We start from the raw sequence: 16,270 nt of genomic DNA, 5'->3' as shown, positions 1-16,270 counted from the left end.
CCGGGGGCCTTGTCCAGCGGGCCGGGCAGTTGGCGCGGGGACCTGCTGATTTTCGGCTGCGTGCTGGGCTGGGGCGTCTATTCGTTGTTTTCGCGTACCCTGAACCAGACCCTGGGCCCCTTGCAGACCGTGACCTATTCGATCCTGCTGGGCACGGCAATGCTCTGCAGCACCGCGGCCCTGCGCGGCGAGGTACGGCTCGAAGCGCTGTCGAGCCTGACCCTGGAGCAGGGCCTGAGCTTGTTGTACCTCGGCGTGCTGGGCTCGGCCCTGGCGTATATCTGGTATTACGACGGCCTGCGCAAGATCGGCGCGACCCGCTCGGGGGTGTTTATCGCGCTCAATCCGCTGACCGCGGTGATCCTTGGCGCGCTGCTGCTGGACGAGCGTCTGAGCCTGGCCATGTGCCTGGGCGGCGGGTTGATCCTGTGGGGCATTTACCAGTGCAACAAACCCCTTGCGAGCCTGGAAAAAAAGCGGATTTTATAGAGAGTGCGGACAAACAGTTTTACGCTGTGTAGAATCTGGTTACGCATACAATAATAAAGTCTTCTGGCAGCAGAAGCCTCGCCCCCCAGCCGGTAAGACAAGGGTCGACATGAAGATTCTCGGGTTTCAACTGATTTACGGTGACTTCCTCGCGCGCAGCGTGCGGGGCATCTCTTGCGCGCCACCTGCCTGCCTCAGCATTGCTAGCAACTAACGATCCGTTAATTCCAAGCTATTGATTCTAAAAGCATGATGAGGCGCCAACCATGGCAGATATCTTCGAAAACCCGATGGGCCTGATGGGCTTTGAATTCATCGAATTCGCATCGCCGACCCCCAATACCCTCGAGCCGATCTTCGAGATCATGGGTTTCAGCAAAGTCGCGACCCACCGCTCCAAAGACGTGCACCTGTATCGCCAGGGTGCGATCAACCTGATCCTCAACAACGAGCCCCACAGCGTCGCTTCGTACTTCGCCGCCGAGCATGGTCCGTCGGTGTGCGGCATGGCGTTCCGCGTCAAGGATTCGCAAAAGGCCTACAAGCGTGCCCTGGAACTCGGCGCCCAGCCGATCCACATCGAAACCGGCCCGATGGAGCTGAACCTGCCAGCGATCAAAGGCATCGGCGGCGCGCCGCTGTACCTGATCGACCGCTTCGGCGAAGGCAGCTCGATCTATGACATCGACTTCGTGTTCCTGGAAGGCGTCGACCGTCATCCAAAAGGCGCCGGCCTGAAGATCATCGACCACCTGACCCACAACGTGTACCGCGGGCGCATGGCTTACTGGGCCGGCTTCTACGAGAAGCTGTTCAACTTCCGCGAGATCCGTTACTTCGACATCAAGGGCGAATACACCGGCCTGACTTCCAAGGCCATGACCGCGCCCGATGGCATGATCCGCATCCCGCTGAACGAAGAGTCGTCCAAGGGCGCCGGGCAGATCGAAGAGTTCCTGATGCAGTTCAACGGCGAGGGCATCCAGCACGTGGCCTTCCTCACCGACGACCTGATCAAGACCTGGGATCAGTTGAAGAAGATCGGCATGCGCTTCATGACCGCGCCACCGGATACCTACTACGAAATGCTCGAAGGCCGCCTGCCGAACCACGGCGAGCCGGTGAACGAGCTGCAGTCGCGGGGCATCCTGCTGGACGGCTCCTCGGAAGAGGGCGACAAGCGCCTGCTGCTGCAGATCTTCTCGGAAACCCTGATGGGCCCGGTGTTCTTCGAATTCATCCAGCGTAAAGGCGACGATGGTTTCGGCGAAGGCAACTTCAAGGCGCTGTTCGAATCGATCGAGCGCGACCAGGTCCGTCGTGGCGTGCTGTCCACCGACTAAGTCGCGGCCTGCCTGACAATCGAGCCCGGTCGGGGCATTCTCGACCGGGCTTTTTCTTGCCTGTCGGTTGGCGATTGTGAATGTGTTAATGTTCGGCCTTTGTGACGCTCCGCGTCGCCATCCAGCCCTGTGAACGACCCGCACATGACCAACCCAAGACCTTCCCTGACATTGACCCTGCTCCAGGCCCGCGAAGCGGCCATGGCGTTTTTTCGCCCATCCCTCAACCAGCACGACCTGACCGAGCAGCAGTGGCGGGTGATCCGCATCCTGCGCCAGAACGGCGAACTGGAAAGTCATCAACTGGCGAAAATGGCCTGCATCCTGCCTCCGAGCATGACCGGTGTGCTGACCCGCCTGGAGCGCGACGAATATGTCAGCCGGCGCAAATCCCCCGAGGACCAGCGCCGCCTGTTCATCACCCTGACGGAAAAGGGCGAGGCCTGTTTCGAGTCCATGAGCGGCGACATGGAAATCAACTACCAGCGCATCCAACAGCAGTTCGGCGAGGAGAAGATGCAGGCCTTGCTGGCCCTGCTCAACGAACTGAAGCAGATCAAACCCTGACCCATCTTCCGTAGGAGCGAGGCTTGCCCGCGATGCCGACAACTCGGAGCAACAGGTGATCCGCGTCGCATTCATCGCGAGCAAGCTTCGCTCCTACAACAGCAACAGCAACAGCCGCATCAGCTTCTGCGCTGGCGCATCAAGTGCTTGAACCCCTCGTACACCAGCACCAGCACCGCCAGCCAGATCGGCAGGTAGGTCAGCCATTCCCCGGCCTTGATGCTTTCCCCCAGCAGCAGGGCCACGGCCAGCAGCAACACCGGTTCGACATAGCTCAACAAGCCGAACAGGCTGAAGGGCAGCAGACGGCTGGCGATGATATAGGCCACCAGCGCCGAAGCACTGATCAACCCCAGCAACGGAATCAGCAGGTACAGCCAGGGGTGTTGATCGACCACGGCAAAACCCTGCTCGCCGCCTTGCACGAACCACAGCGCGATCGGCAACAGCAGGGCCATATCGAGCCACAGGCCGCCCAGGTTGTCGGCGGCCAGGCGTTTGCGTAGCACGAAATAGACGGGATAACCGATGGCCACCACGAGCGTCGCCCAGGAAAAACTGCCCACCTGATACAACTCGTTGAGCACCCCCAGGGTCGCCAGGCCGGCGGCGATCTTTTGCAGCCGCGACAGCTGTTCGCCGTAGACGATGCGCCCGGTCAGGACCATGGTCAGCGGCAGCAAAAAATACCCCAGCGACACGTCCAGGCTGTAGCCATTCAACGGTGCCCACATGAACAGCCACAGCTGCACCCCGAGCAGCGCCGCGGACAGCGGCAGCGCCAGCAGCAGAAGCGGTTGGCCCAGCAGTCTCTTGAGGATGGCGCCGACATGCCGCCATTCGCCGCTCACCAGCATGAATACCGTCATGCATGGGGCGGTAAGCAGCATGCGCCAGCCGAAAATCTCCACCCCGGTCAGCGGGGCCAGCAAGGAGGTGTAGAAATACATGACGGCAAACAGCACCGACGCCAAGACCGATAGAGCAATACCTTTAGACAAGCTGTCCTCGTGTGACCTGAACCAGGCAAATGGGATGGAGGGAAAAACTGCGGGGAATATAGAGGGTTTGGCGCGAGACGTTTACTCGGATTTATCGCAAGTTACGGGAAAATATCCCGTTTGCCGCCACTGACCGGCAGCGCGGCAGCAGGTGGCCCGCGGAAGGGGCCACCGCTGTGGGGGAGGTCAGCGCGGCGTGCGTCCGGAGACGAAGTGGCTGACGTCGTTGAAGCCCGGGGTCGAGGCATGCCCCGGAGTGACCAGCGAATCGATGAAGGCTTCATCCTCGGCGCTGATCTTCACGTCCAGCGCCTTGGTGTAGGCGTCCCACTGTTCCTCGGTGCGCGGGCCGACGATCGCTGAGCTGACCGCGGCATTGTTCAGCACCCAGGCGATGGCGAACTCGACCATGCCGACCCCGCGCCCCTGGGTGTACTGCTGGATCTGCTGGGCGATGCGCAGCGACTCGACGCGCCATTCGGTTTCCAGGATGCGTTTGTCCTGGCGTCCGGCGCGGCTGTTGCTGTCGGGGGCGACATCCGGCGCGTACTTGCCGCTGAGCACGCCACGGGCCAGCGGGCTGTAGGGCACCACGCCGAGCCCGTAGGCCTGGGCCGCGGTGATCTGTTCGGTCTCGGCCTGGCGGTTGACGATGTTGTACAGCGGTTGGCTGATCACCGGCCGGTCGACGCCGAGCCGGTCGGCGACGCGGATCACCTCGGCGATGCGCCAGCCGCGGTAGTTGGACAGGCCCCAGTAGCGGATCTTGCCCTGGCGCAGCAGGTCGCCGATGGCCGACACCGTGACTTCCAGCGGCGTGTTGTGGTCTTCGCGGTGCAGGTAGTAGATGTCGATGTAATCGGTGCCCAGGCGGGTCAGGCTGGCGTCGATGCCATTGAACATGTGCTTGCGGCTCAGGCCGCTGCGGTTGGGCACGCCATCGACGGGGCCGAAGCCGACCTTGGTCGCCAGCACCCATTGGTCACGCTGGCTGGCGATGGCTTCGCCGACGATCTCTTCGGAGCGGCCGCTGGTGTAGACGTCGGCGGTGTCGATGAAATTGATGCCCTGGTCCCAGGCCTTGTCGATGATGCGCAGGGAGTCCTCGGTACTGGTCTGTTCGCCGAACATCATGGTGCCGAGGGTCAGGGGGGACACGTGCAGCCCGGAATGGCCGAGGATGCGATAGCTCATGTACGAAATCCTTGTGCGTGAGGTAAGGCCGGCGCGACAACGGCCAGCGACCGGTCATGGGACGCCCATCAAATACCAGAACGGGCGTAGGGGGCAATCTGAATTATCCCGCCAGTAACTGGCAGCGGGCCTGCAAAAAGCGTTGCAGCACCTTCACCCGTTCCGAGACCTGCAAACGGTGCGGGCACAGCAGGTTGAGCGGCACGCTTTCGCCTTGCCAGTCGCCGAGCAGGGGTATCAGGCGCCCGGCGCGGATATCGCTGGCCACATCCAGCCAGGCCTTGTAGGCGATGCCATGGCCGGCCAGGGCCCAGCGCCGCGCCACTTCACCGTCGTCGCTGAGGTAGTCGCCGCGCATCTGGACCTCCTGCACCTCGCCGTCGCGGCTGAAATGCCAGCTGTTGTAGGGGCGACCGTTGCGCAGATAGATCAGGGCACTGTGCTCGCCCAGTTCGGCGGGTGTCTGCGGGGTGCCGTGGCGCGCCAGGTAATCGGGGCTGGCACAAGCCAGCCGGTGATGCCGCGGCAGGATCGGCAGGGCCACCAGGCTGGAATCGCTGGGCACGCCGAAGCGCAGGGCGACGTCGACGGTCTCGCGGAACAGGTCGCTGTGCCGGTCGTTGAGCAACAGTTGCAGGCGGATATGCGGGTGTTCGCGCTTGAAGTCGTCCAGCCAGGGCAGCAGCAGGTTGCGCCCGAAGTCCGACGGCGCCGCCAGTTGCAGCACGCCGCTGAGGCCCTGGCTCTGTTGCTTCAGCGCCTGTTCGCCCTCCGCCAGGGCCGCCAGCGCCACGCGCACGCTGTCCAGGTAGCGCCGGCCTTCTTCGGTAAGGCGCATGCTGCGGGTCGAACGCGCCAGCAAACGCATGCCCAGGCGGGTTTCCAGGCGCTTGAGGGCGATGCTGGCGGCGGCGGGGGTCAATTCCAGGCTGCGGGCGGCGGCGGAAATGCTGCCGGAATCGGCGGTACGGACGAAGACCTCAAGGTCGAGAATCGAGCTCATTGCTAAAAATCCTTTAAAGATCCTTGCGTTTTACCGGGATTTTTCCTCGATTATCAAGCTGAGAATATGCAGTCACTTCCATCGCACCAGGGTGACCCCATGAAAGCGCTCAGTACGTTCTTGCCGGATCGCACCGCCGTCATCGGTGGCGGAGGTGTGTCATGACCTGGCACTTCGACCATCTGGCCTTCAACACCGCCGAGGGCGATGCCTTGCAGCAGGCATTCCAGGCCTTGCTTGGGCTGCAGGCTGGGCGGCGCCCGCCGTTTCCCTTTCCCGGACGCTGGCTGTACCAGGACGGGCAGGCGCTGGTGCACGTGATTGAACAACCGACCTTCGCCGAGACCGCGCTCAGCCATATCGCCTTCAGGACCGAGGAGGATGCCGCGCAGGTATTGCAGCGGGTCCAGGCCAGCGGCTTGCCGCATCAGGTGGCGCAAGTACCGCAGGACGGCACCTGGCAGATTTTCGTGCGGATACCGGGTGGCCTGGTACTGGAACTGGACGCACCGGCGAGCCCCGACCTGCATCCGGGGTATCGCTATGCGGCGGATGGCGGCGCGCCGGCCTGAAACATGGCCGCGCCAATACGGGGGGCGCAAGCATCTGGTCCGTCAGCGCAGAAGCCGAAACTGTAGCCGCTGCCGCAGGCTGCGATCGAGGCCGCAGGACTCGCCATCAGCCATGACGCGGTCTGTCAGCAAAACGGCTTCTCTCCGGTCACGGCTGCTTCGCACGGAGTGCCGCCCAAACCGATCGCAGCCTGCGACAGCGGCTACAGGTGAATGCCTTGAAGCGCGGCGACCCCGATGGCCGGGGCCGCCGGCAATTCAGGCCGAATGCAACTGGTAGCGCACCGCATAACCGCTCAGACGCTGCTCCAGGGCCGCGCGGCGGGTGGCGTCCAGGCCGGGCACATGGATATCCACCCGTTGCCCGTGGCGATCGTCGCTGACGGCTTCGACGCGGATGCCCTCGGCAACCTGGCGCACCTCGTCTTCGAACACCCGGCGAATGGCGTCCAGGCGCAGGGCCGGCTTGAAGGTCTTGCCCACGGCCGTCAAGGGGATCTGCTCGAGCAGCCAGACGTCCTTGGGCAGCGCGGCCCGTTCGTGGATATGGCGCGCGGCGTGCTCCAGCAATTCTCCCGGGTCGGCGCTGGCGCCAGCCTTGAGCTGGACATACACCACCGGCAGCTCGCCGGCCTTGATGTCCGGCTTGCCCACCGCCGCGGCCATGGCCACGGCCGGATGGCGGTGCAGGGCTTCTTCGATCATCTGCGGGTCGATATTGTGGCCGCCGCGGATGATCAGGTCCTTGCTGCGTCCGGTGAGCCAGATGTAGCCGTCCCGGTCGATGCGCCCCAGGTCACCGGTGTTGAACCAGCCGCCGTCGAGCCACAGGCCCTGGTTCTTGTCGGCCTGCAGATAGCCCTTGAACACTGTCGGCCCGCGCAGGCAGACGTTGCCGGGTTCGTCGGTGGCGGCGTCGCGCAGGTAATGGCCGTCGCTGTCGAGCACGGCGATCTTGACCTCGCAGTACGGCAGGCGCAGGCCGATGGAGCCGGGGCGGCGCTCGCCGTCCTGGGGGTTGCAACTGGTGGCGCAGGTGCCTTCGGTGAGGCCGTAGCCTTCGATGATCTTCAGCCCCGAACGCGCTTCGAACTGACGGATCAGTTCCACCGGCATGGGCGCGGCGCCACACACGGCAAAACGCAGGCTGGAGACATCGATGCCGTCATTGGGCACTTGCAGCAACGCGGCATAGATGGTCGGTACGCCGCTGAAACAGCTGACCCGATAACGCTCCACCAACTGCCAGAAATCCTTGATCAGGGTCGGGTTGCGGTAGCCCTGGGGGCCGGCCAGTAGCACCCGGGCGCCGCGGTGGAAGGCGGACAGGCCGGTGACCATCACGCCGTTGACATGGAACAGCGGCAGCCCGCAGAGCAGCACATCGCTGCTGTCGTAGTCGCCGTGCAGGCTAATGATCTCGGCCATCGCCACTTCATTGAGGTGGCTGTGGGGCGCCAGTTTCGGCGTGCCGGTGGTGCCGCCGGTGTGGAAGTACGAGGCGATGTCGTCCGGCTGGATCGCCCGGCCGCTTTCCAGGTGGTCGGCGGGGCAGGCGGCCAGCAGGCTGTCGAAGTCCAGCACGTCTTCCGGCATCGCCGGGCGCTGGCTCTGGATCGCGCTGCGTTGCGGCTCGGGCAGCAGGTTGGCCAAGTCGATGGTGACGATGGCCTCCAGCTCCGGCAGGCGTTCGCGCAGGTTGGCGACCTTTTGCCAGAGGTCGGTGCCGGGGAAGGGCGCCAGGGTCACCAGCACCGTGGTGCGCGAGGCGCGGACCAGTTCGGCGATGTGCGCAGGCTCCAGCAGCGGGTTGATGGCGTTGACGATCCCGGCGGCCTCGCCGCCCCAGATCACGTAATGGGTCTGCGGCAGGTTGGGTAGCAGGAACGACACCGCCTTGCCCGGGCGGATGCCCAGCCGGTGCAGGGCGTTGGCGGTACGGGTGACCTGGGCGAACAACTCGGCGTAGCTGATGTTCCAGGGCTGGTCCTGGATGCTGCCCTGGGGCAGGAAGGTCAGGGCGGTGCGCTCGCCGAAACGGCTGGCCGAGCGTTGCAACAGTTCATAGGTGCTGGCGGGAAGATTGCGCTGGGCCAGGGGCTGTTGTTGTTCGAGGGCTTGGATATCGCTGAGGCGGGCGAGGGAGATGGGCGCGGTCATGATCGTGTGGGTCTTCCTTCGGTAAGGTCTGCGAGGGAGTCATCAATCGATCCAGCCAATGGAAAACTGCCGCGGCCGGACGTCTGTCCGATATACCACGGGGGCGCTGAGGTCGGCTGTTGCTTTTTGTAGCGAGGCGATGACAAACCGCGGTTTGTCCCGGGAAGCCGGGCCCGCCAGAGGGCAGGCCCGGTGGCAGGCTCGGAGGTATGGCTCAGCGTTTCAGCGTGCGGGTCATGCGCAGCGCCAGCAGGCTGCCAGCGACGATGACCCCGGCCAGCAGGTACAGCGCGGCGTCGGTGGAGCCGGTGCTGTCCTTGACCCAGCCGACGATGTAGGGGCTGAGGAAGCCGGCCATCTGGCCCATGGAGTTGATCAGCGCCAGGCCACCCGCGGCGGCGCCGGCGCTCAGCAGCGCGGTCGGCACCGGCCAGAACATCGGCAGGCCGGTGAGGGCGCCCATGGTGGCGAGGGTCAGGCCGAGGATGGCGATGGTCGGGTTGGCGGCGAAGTTGACCGCGATCACCAGGCCGATGGCGCCCATCAGCATCGGTACTACCAAATGCCAGCGGCGTTCCTGGCGCAGGTCGGCCGAGCGCCCGACCATCAGCATGAACAGCGCCGCCAGCAGATAGGGAATGGCGCTGAGCCAACCGATCACCAGGTTGTCGCTGAAGCCGAGGTTCTTGATGATCGACGGCAGCCAGAAGTTGATGGCGTACACGCCGCTCTGGATGCAGAAGTAGATCAGGCCGAAAGCCCAGATGGCCGGGTTCTTGAACACCGCCGCCAGGGAGTCGCCGCTGGTGCGTGGCTTGCTCGCGGCGTCTTCGGCCTGGTCGGCTTCCAGCAGCGCGCGTTCCTGCGGGCTCAGCCACTTGGCGTGGGCGAAGTTGTCATTGAGCAGGAAGTACGCCAGGGCGCCGAGGATCACCGTGGGGATGCCCTGCAGCAGGAACATCCACTGCCAGCCGGCCATGCCGCCCTGGCCCGCGGCGAAGTGGTTGAGGATCCAGCCGGAGAACGGGCTGCCGAGCAGGCCGGACACCGGGATCGCCGACATGAACAGGGCCATGATGCGCCCGCGGCGAAAGCTCGGGAACCACTGCGAGAGGTACAGCACCACGCCGGGGAAGAAGCCGGCTTCGGCGGCGCCGGTGAGCAGGCGCAGGCTGTAGAACTGGGTCGGGGTGGTGACGAACAGCAGGCAGGTCGACAGCGTGCCCCAGGCGATCATCATCAGCGCGATCCAGCGCCGCGGGCCGAACTTGTTCAGCGCCAGGTTGCTCGGCACGCCGCACAGCACGTAGCCGATGAAGAAGATTCCGGCACCGAGGCCGTAGACGGTTTCGCTGAACTTCAGGGCATCGAGCATCTGCAGCTTGGCAAAGCCGACGTTCACCCGGTCCAGGTAGTTGAACAGGTAGCAGATGAAGATGAAGGGGATCAGGCGCAGGGTGATGCGCTTGTAGACGGCGTTTTTATCGTCATCGGTGGCCAGGGTGGCAGCGGCGCTCTGTGACATGGCGTGTCTCTCTTTATTATGATTTTTTGCGATGCGAGGTTAACGTTGATCGCCCCGAGAGTCTCGGTCACCCCATGGGCCGCTGTCTTTGTGCCGGCGCACAGGCTTTGCCGGCATCCCCTGTGCCGGTGAACAAGCCTTCGCCATCGCCCCGAGCCTGTTTTTAACGCAGCATGGCCCGCGTAGCGCCGAAGGCGCCCAGCATGCAGCCACTTTTCGTAGAGAGCCTAGGATCACGCCGCTATGTTCGAACTGGATCACGACCTGGCGCAGGACATTGTCGACCGGACGATGGCCATCCTGCCCTACAACGTCAACGTCATGGACAGCCAGGGCCTGATCCTTGGCAGCGGCGAGCCCGAGCGCATCAATACCCGCCACGAAGGCGCGCAACTGGTGCTGGCCAACGGCCGGGTGGTGGAGATCGACGCGCAGACCGCCAAGCACCTCAAGGGCGTGCAACCGGGGATCAACCTGCCGCTGCTGCACGACCAGCGGTTGATCGGCGTGCTGGGCATCACCGGCGAGCCGGAACTGCTGCGCACCTATGCCGAGCTGGTGCGCATGACCGCCGAGATGCTGGTGGGCCAGCGCCACCAGCAGGCCGAACAGCAATGGCGCCGCCAGCGTTGCGACGACTTGCTGGCGCTGTTGCTCAGCGACAGTGGGGATTCGCCGCGGCTGGTGGACGAGGCGCAGCAGATGGGCCTCAAGCCGCAGTTGCCACGCACGCCTTATCTGTTCGAACTGGGCCAGCCCCAGGAGGGCGGGGCGCAGACCGTCGAGGCCCTGAGTACCTGGCTGATGTCCCGTTACCCGGACAGCTGGTGCGTCAGCTCGGCCAAGTCCTCGTTGCTGTGGTGCCGGCCGGCGACCCTGAGCGTCGACAACCCACGGCTGCTGGAGAAACTCGACAGCCTGGGCTGGAACATCCTGCGCATCGCCGTGGGCGGCCAGGCCGACGGGCTGGCGGGGCTGCGCCGTTGCTACCGGCGGGTCGGCGACTTGCTCGCCTATGGCCGTGATGTGCTGCCCCAGTCGCGCTTGCTGACCCTCAATCGTTTCCGCCTGCCGGTGATGCTCTGGCGCCACCGCAATGATGATGCCCTGGACGAGTTGCTCAGCCCCTTGCGCAAGGTCATCGCCAAGGACGCCAATGGCCAGCTGTTGGCGACCCTGCGCAGCTGGTGCGACCACGACGGCCAGAGCCAGGCCTGCGCCGACGCCCTGGGCATCCACCGCAACAGCCTGCGCTACCGCATGGAACGCATCGCCGAGCTCAGCGGCGTCGACCCGCTCAAGCTCGACGGCATGCTGGCGCTGTACCTGGGGGTGCAACTGTTGCCGCAGACCGATGCACCCTGACCACAGCATTCGTAGGAGCGAGGCTTGCCCAAGATGGCCACACTGCAGTGAGCCTGATACACCGCGGCGCCTTGATCGCGGGCAAGCCTCGCTCCTACAGGACTGCGTCTGGCTCCTATGATTGTGAAAATGAACAATAAAGCCGCCCCACACTTGTGCAGCGGACCGGGGTCAAGGTCGCGGCCAACTGGCAGCATGGGCGCCATAAGAACCGGAGATAGCCCATGAAAATCATCATCGCCCCCGACTCCTTCAAGGACAGCCTGAGTGCCTCTGGCGTGGCCAGCGCCATCGCCGACGGCCTGACGCGGGTGTGGCCGGACGCGCAGCTGATCCAGTGCCCGATGGCGGACGGCGGCGAAGGCACCGTGGAGTCGATCCTCGATGCCTGCGAGGGCCAGTTGCGCACCACCCGGGTCCAGGGACCGCTGGGCGCACCGGTGGAGGCGCGCTGGGGCTGGCTGCCGCAGAGCCACACCGCGATCATCGAAATGGCCGAGGCCAGTGGCCTGCAACTGGTGCCGCCGGGCCAGCGCGATGCCTGTACCAGCAGCACCCTCGGCACCGGCGAACTGATCCGCGCGGCCCTGGATGCCGGCGCGCGGCGGGTGATCCTGGCCATCGGCGGCAGCGCCACCAACGACGCCGGCAGCGGTGCCTTGCAGGCGCTGGGCGTGCGCCTGCTGGATCGCGATGGCCAGGTCTTGCCTCTGGGCGGCCTGGCCCTGGCGCGGGTGGCGCGGGTCGACCTGAGCCACCTCGATCCACGCCTGGCCGAGGTGCGTTTCGAGATCGCCGCCGACGTCGACAACCCGCTCTGCGGCCCCCATGGCGCCTCGGCAATTTTCGGCCCGCAGAAGGGCGCGTCGCCGCAGCAGGTCGAACAACTGGACCGCGCCCTCGGCCAGTTCGCCGACCAGGCCGCGCGGGTGCTGGGCAAGGACGTGCGCGACGAGCCGGGCAGCGGCGCCGCCGGTGGCCTGGGGTTCGCCGCCAAGGCGTTCCTCGGCGCGCGGTTTCGTCCGGGGGTGGACGTGGTGGCCGAGCTGGTGGGGCTGGCCGAAGCCGTGCAGGGCGCGGACCTGGTGATTACCGGCGAAGGTCGCTTCGACGCTCAGACCCTGCGCGGCAAGACCCCCTTTGGCGTGGCGCGCATCGCCAAGCAGCACCAGGTGCCGGTGATTGTGATCGCCGGGACCCTGGGCGAGGGCTACGAGCAGATGTATGAGCACGGGGTGGATGCGGCCTTTGCCCTGGCCAGCGGCCCCATGACCCTGGAGCAGGCCTGTGCCGAGGCGCCGCGCCTGTTGCGCGACAGGGCCGCGGACATCGCCCGGGTCTGGCGCCTGGCGGCGCGCCAGGGCTGAGGCCATCGCGGGCAAGCCTCGCTCCTGCAAGGCGCAGACCTGTAGCCGCTGCCGAGCCTGCGAGGCTGCGATCGACTGCGCAGCAGGCGCAAAACCTGTGATTGCTTTGGGTCTGGATAACCGCGTTGGCCCCGTTGCGGCCGCTGTGCGACCGATCGCAGCCTCGCGGGGCTCGGCAGCGGCTACAGAGGCTAGTAGACCCCGCCACCCGAGGTAGGCGCCGCCACCTCCTTGTACTGCCCCAGCAAGCCCAGCAAGCCCTTCATCAGCACCGTGGTATCCACTCCCACGGCGACGAAGTTCGCTCCCAGCTCGATATAGCGCTGCGCCAATGTCCGGTTGGCGCTGAGGATCCCGGCCGCCTTGCCGGCCTTGCGGATGCGCGCGATGGCGTCCTCGATCGCCGCGACCACCTCGGGATGCCCCGGGTTGCCGCGATGGCCCATGGCCGCCGAGAGGTCGGCCGGGCCGATAAACAAACCATCGACCCCGTCCAGGGCGGCGATGGCATCCAGGTTGGCCAGGCCTTCGAGGTTCTCGATCTGCAGCAGCAGGCACATCTGCTCATCGGCCTGGTCCAGGTAACCGGGAATGCTGTTCCAGCGCGACGCCCGGGCCAGGGCGCTGCCGACGCCACGAATGCCCGCGGGCGGATAACGCATGGCGCGTACCAGCTGCCGGGCCTGCTCGACGCTTTCGACCATGGGGATCAGCAGGGTCTGGGCGCCGATGTCCAGCAGTTGCTTGATCAGCGCGGTGTCGCCCACCGGCGGGCGAATGATGCCTTGCACCGGGTAGGGCGCGATGGCCTGCAACTGGCCGAGCAGGCTGTTGAGGTCGTTGGGCGCGTGTTCGCCGTCCAGCAGCAGCCAGTCGAAACCGGCGTTGGCCGCCAGCTCCGCGCAATAGGCATTGGCCAGGCCCAGCCACAGGCCGATCTGCGGCGCGTCCTGGCGCAGGCGTTGCTTGAAATGATTGATCGGCAGTTGCATGAGCATTCTCCTCAGACAAAACGGCAGGCGATGCTGCCGAGCTGATCGTAGTCGACGTGGAAGGTATCGCCGGGGCGGGCCGCCACCGGGCGGGTGAAGGAACCGCCGAGGATGATCTGCCCGGCCTCCAGGCCGACGTCGTAGGCCGCCAGTTTGTTGGCCAGCCAGGCCACGCCCTTGGCCGGATGGTTGAGCACCGCGGCGGACACCCCGGACTCCTCGATCACGCCGTTGCGATAGAGCACCGCCGGCACCTTGCGCAGGTCGATATCGTTGGGGCGCACCGCGCGGCCGCCCATGACCACCCCGGCATTGGCGGCGTTGTCGGAGATGGTGTCGAACACCTTGCGCGTAACCTGGGTTTGCGGGTCGACCTGCTGGATGCGCGCGTCGATGATCTCCAGGGCCGGGATCACCCATTCGGTGGCGTCGAGCACATCGAACAGCGTGCAGTTCGGGCCCTTGAGCGGCTTGCCGAGGATGAACGCCAGTTCCACCTCGACCCGCGGCACGATAAAACGCTGGAACGCAATGTCGCTGCCTTCCTCGAACAGCATGTCGTCCAGCAGGGCGCCGAAGTCCGGTTCTGTGATGTTCGACGACACCTGCATGGCCCGCGAGGTCAGGCCGATCTTGTGCCCGACCAGCTTGCGTCCGGCGCGGATCTTGTGTTCCACCCAACTGCGCTGGATGGCGTAGGCGTCCTCGATAGTGATGCCGGGAAACTCCAGCGACAGCTGGGCGATCTGTTCCCGATTGCGTTCGGCGGCGTCGAGGCGGGCGGCGGCCTGCTGGATGTCCGAAAGGCTGAGCATGGTTATTTCTCCTGGGGATTGACGATAAGGGCTGGCACCCGCAATACCAGCCAGGCGCCGAAGGCGATCAGCAGGGCCAGGGCATACAGGGCGAGGCTGGCGCTCTGGGTGGCGTCGCGGACCACGCCGATCAGGTAGGGCGCGAGAAAGGCGGCGATGCTGCCGAAGGAACTGATCAGGGCGATTCCCGCGGCCTGGGTGTTGCTGGCGAGAAAGGCCGGCGGCAGTTGCCAGAACATCGGCAGCGCGGCGCTGGCGCCCATGCCGGCCACCAGCAGCCCGGCCATCACCAGCCAGGCGTTGTCCGGGGCGACGCCTGCGACGATCAGGCCGAGGCTAGACATCAGCAGTGGCACGCCGAGGTGCCAGCGCCGTTCGCGCAGGCGGTCGGAGGAACGGCCGACACCGATCATGAACAGGCAGCCGGCCAGGTACGGCAGGGCGCTGAGCATGCCGACGCGGCTGTCGCGGGCGATGCCGGCGTGGTGGATCAGGGTCGGCATCCAGAAGGCGATGGTGTTGACCGCCAGCATCACTGCGAAATAGATGCACACCAGCAGCCAGATATGTTTGTCCTGGAGGATGCCGGCGAAGCGGGTGATCGGCTTGTGCTGTTCCTCCTCGCTCAGGGCCGCGTGCAGTTGCTGCTTTTGTGGGGCGCTCAGCCAAGCGACGCTGTCGATGCTTTCCGGCAGCGCCTTGAGCACCACCAGGCCGAGCAGGACCACCGGCAGGCCTTCGATCAGGAACATCCATTGCCAGCCGCGCATCCCGCCCAGGTCGTGAAAGCTTTCGAGAATCCAGCCCGACAGCGGCCCGCCGATCACCCCGGCCATGGGCACGGCAATGGCGAACAGCGCGGTCACCTGGCCGCGGCGGCTGGCCGGGAACCAGCGGTTGAGCAGCACCAGGATGCCGGGGAAAAATCCGGCCTCGGCCACCCCCAGCAGAAAGCGCAACAGGTAGAAGCCGGCGGCGTTGTCCACCAGCAGCATGGCACTGGACAGCAGGCCCCAGACCACCATCAGGGTGGCGATCCAGCGGCGCGGCCCGACCCGGTCCAATGCCAGGTTGCTGGGCACGCCGAACAGCGCATAGGCGATGAAGAACAGGCCGGCGCCGAAGCCGTAGACGCTGTCGCTGAAGCCCAGGTCCTGGGTCATCTGCAACTTGGCGAAGCCGATGTTGATGCGGTCCAGGTGGGCGAAGATGTAGCAGGTGAACAGCAGGGGCATCAGCCGCCAGGTGATCCGGCGATAGGTGTCGTTGGTCTCCACCGCGCTGGGCAGGGCAAGGGTCGAGCTGGACATGGGCGGGTCTCTTTTATTGTTCTTGTCGATAGGGCACGGACTTTGTAGCCGCTGCCGCAGGCTGCGATCGGCCGGGACGGCCGCAGCGACTTCAAGCTCGCTGAAGGCCTTCGGCCTTATCGCAGCCTGCGGCAGCGGCTACAGGTCAGGCTTGCCGCTTGAGAAACTCATGCACGTTGTTGTGCTTGAAGTTCAGCTCGGCATCCAGCTCGCTCATTTCGAACGACAGCGCCAGCAGGCGCTGGGCCTGGAGCTCGGCGAAGTGCGCCTTGATGATCTCGAACAGGTCCTCGGCGACCTTGCGTCTTGTCGCCAGGTCGCGCCCGGCGCCGACTTGCAGGCGCATATGGACGAAGGCGTAGTCGTGCTTGCCGTCGGCCATGCGCCAGGTGTCCAGGCGCACGCCGCGGCTGCGGATGCCACCGAGCGGGAACACGCCGCTGGCCCCGAGGTAGTTGTGGACCTTCTCGAACAGCCCTGGCAGGTCGGCGGCTTGCTCGATGTTGTCGGTGTATTCAGCGATGAAATGCGGCATAGGGGCCTCCTTTGGAGGCAGCGGCAAGCTAC

15 protein-coding genes are annotated in these 16,270 nt (G+C 65.4%); 6 read left to right on the top strand and 9 right to left on the bottom strand.

Features of this window, described 5'->3' with window-relative positions:
* From AC07Y9_RS15830 to hpaR, 3 genes are all read left to right on the top strand, one after another.
* Nucleotides 1-489, top strand: a 489-nt coding sequence (locus AC07Y9_RS15830) for a DMT family transporter (RefSeq protein WP_146021868.1), incomplete at its 5' end; no start/stop codon positions are given.
* Between the two features lie 266 nt (nt 490-755).
* Complete coding sequence (hppD, locus tag AC07Y9_RS15825; RefSeq protein ID WP_007921770.1) at nt 756-1,832, top strand: 4-hydroxyphenylpyruvate dioxygenase; 1,077 nt, start codon at nt 756-758, stop codon at nt 1,830-1,832.
* 144 nt (nt 1,833-1,976) lie between these two features.
* Nucleotides 1,977-2,399, top strand: a complete 423-nt coding sequence (hpaR, locus tag AC07Y9_RS15820) for a homoprotocatechuate degradation operon regulator HpaR (protein ID WP_007921772.1) — start codon at nt 1,977-1,979, stop codon at nt 2,397-2,399.
* Nucleotides 2,400-2,518: 119 nt separating this feature from the next.
* Here the strand turns inward: hpaR and rarD are convergent, their stop codons facing one another.
* From rarD to AC07Y9_RS15805, 3 genes are all read right to left on the bottom strand, one after another.
* Nucleotides 2,519-3,400 carry an EamA family transporter RarD gene (gene rarD, locus AC07Y9_RS15815; RefSeq protein ID WP_009044210.1) on the bottom strand — a complete coding sequence of 294 codons (882 nt, stop codon included), beginning with the start codon at nt 3,398-3,400 and terminating at the stop codon, nt 2,519-2,521.
* 186 nt (nt 3,401-3,586) lie between these two features.
* Nucleotides 3,587-4,594 (bottom strand): aldo/keto reductase, encoded by a 1,008-nt coding sequence (locus AC07Y9_RS15810; protein ID WP_087090569.1) that lies wholly within the window; start codon nt 4,592-4,594, stop codon nt 3,587-3,589.
* Between the two features lie 103 nt (nt 4,595-4,697).
* On the bottom strand, nt 4,698-5,597 hold the full coding sequence (locus tag AC07Y9_RS15805) for a LysR family transcriptional regulator (protein ID WP_102681155.1): 900 nt from the start codon (nt 5,595-5,597) through the stop codon (nt 4,698-4,700).
* Nucleotides 5,598-5,758: 161 nt separating this feature from the next.
* Here AC07Y9_RS15805 and AC07Y9_RS15800 point away from each other — a divergent pair, with 161 nt between their 5' ends.
* Nucleotides 5,759-6,169 carry a VOC family protein gene (locus AC07Y9_RS15800; protein ID WP_007921777.1) on the top strand — a complete coding sequence of 137 codons (411 nt, stop codon included), beginning with the start codon at nt 5,759-5,761 and terminating at the stop codon, nt 6,167-6,169.
* A gap of 258 nt (nt 6,170-6,427) precedes the next feature.
* On the opposite strand, the gene AC07Y9_RS15795 is transcribed toward AC07Y9_RS15800, so the two are convergent.
* On the bottom strand, nt 6,428-8,329 hold the full coding sequence (locus tag AC07Y9_RS15795; protein ID WP_102681154.1) for an acyl-CoA synthetase: 1,902 nt from the start codon (nt 8,327-8,329) through the stop codon (nt 6,428-6,430).
* A gap of 214 nt (nt 8,330-8,543) precedes the next feature.
* A complete protein-coding gene (locus AC07Y9_RS15790; RefSeq protein ID WP_053261482.1) occupies nt 8,544-9,854 on the bottom strand; it encodes an MFS transporter in 1,311 nt (436 codons plus the stop codon).
* A gap of 243 nt (nt 9,855-10,097) precedes the next feature.
* On the opposite strand from AC07Y9_RS15790, the gene AC07Y9_RS15785 reads away from it, so the two are divergent.
* Both AC07Y9_RS15785 and AC07Y9_RS15780 read left to right on the top strand, forming a co-directional pair.
* A complete protein-coding gene (locus tag AC07Y9_RS15785; RefSeq protein WP_102681153.1) occupies nt 10,098-11,219 on the top strand; it encodes a sugar diacid recognition domain-containing protein in 1,122 nt (373 codons plus the stop codon).
* A gap of 224 nt (nt 11,220-11,443) precedes the next feature.
* Nucleotides 11,444-12,586 carry a glycerate kinase gene (locus AC07Y9_RS15780; RefSeq protein WP_102681152.1) on the top strand — a complete coding sequence of 381 codons (1,143 nt, stop codon included), beginning with the start codon at nt 11,444-11,446 and terminating at the stop codon, nt 12,584-12,586.
* Nucleotides 12,587-12,777: 191 nt separating this feature from the next.
* Here AC07Y9_RS15780 and hpaI read toward each other — a convergent pair whose 3' ends face one another.
* From hpaI to AC07Y9_RS15760, 4 genes are all read right to left on the bottom strand, one after another.
* Entirely contained in the window at nt 12,778-13,578 is an 801-nt protein-coding gene (gene hpaI, locus AC07Y9_RS15775) for a 4-hydroxy-2-oxoheptanedioate aldolase (protein WP_102681151.1), read from the bottom strand.
* Nucleotides 13,579-13,589: 11 nt separating this feature from the next.
* Nucleotides 13,590-14,393: a 2-oxo-hept-4-ene-1,7-dioate hydratase gene (gene hpaH, locus AC07Y9_RS15770; RefSeq protein WP_007930762.1), complete on the bottom strand. Its 804-nt coding sequence runs from the start codon at nt 14,391-14,393 to the stop codon at nt 13,590-13,592.
* Between the two features lie 2 nt (nt 14,394-14,395).
* Complete coding sequence (locus AC07Y9_RS15765) at nt 14,396-15,703, bottom strand: MFS transporter (protein WP_087090585.1); 1,308 nt, start codon at nt 15,701-15,703, stop codon at nt 14,396-14,398.
* A gap of 145 nt (nt 15,704-15,848) precedes the next feature.
* Nucleotides 15,849-16,238, bottom strand: a complete 390-nt coding sequence (locus AC07Y9_RS15760; RefSeq protein WP_053261476.1) for a 5-carboxymethyl-2-hydroxymuconate Delta-isomerase — start codon at nt 16,236-16,238, stop codon at nt 15,849-15,851.
* Nucleotides 16,239-16,270 lie beyond the last annotated feature (32 nt).

Source organism: Pseudomonas sp. GW456-L12, assembly GCF_059424045.1.
This window is presented reverse-complemented; position numbering and strand designations above follow the sequence as displayed.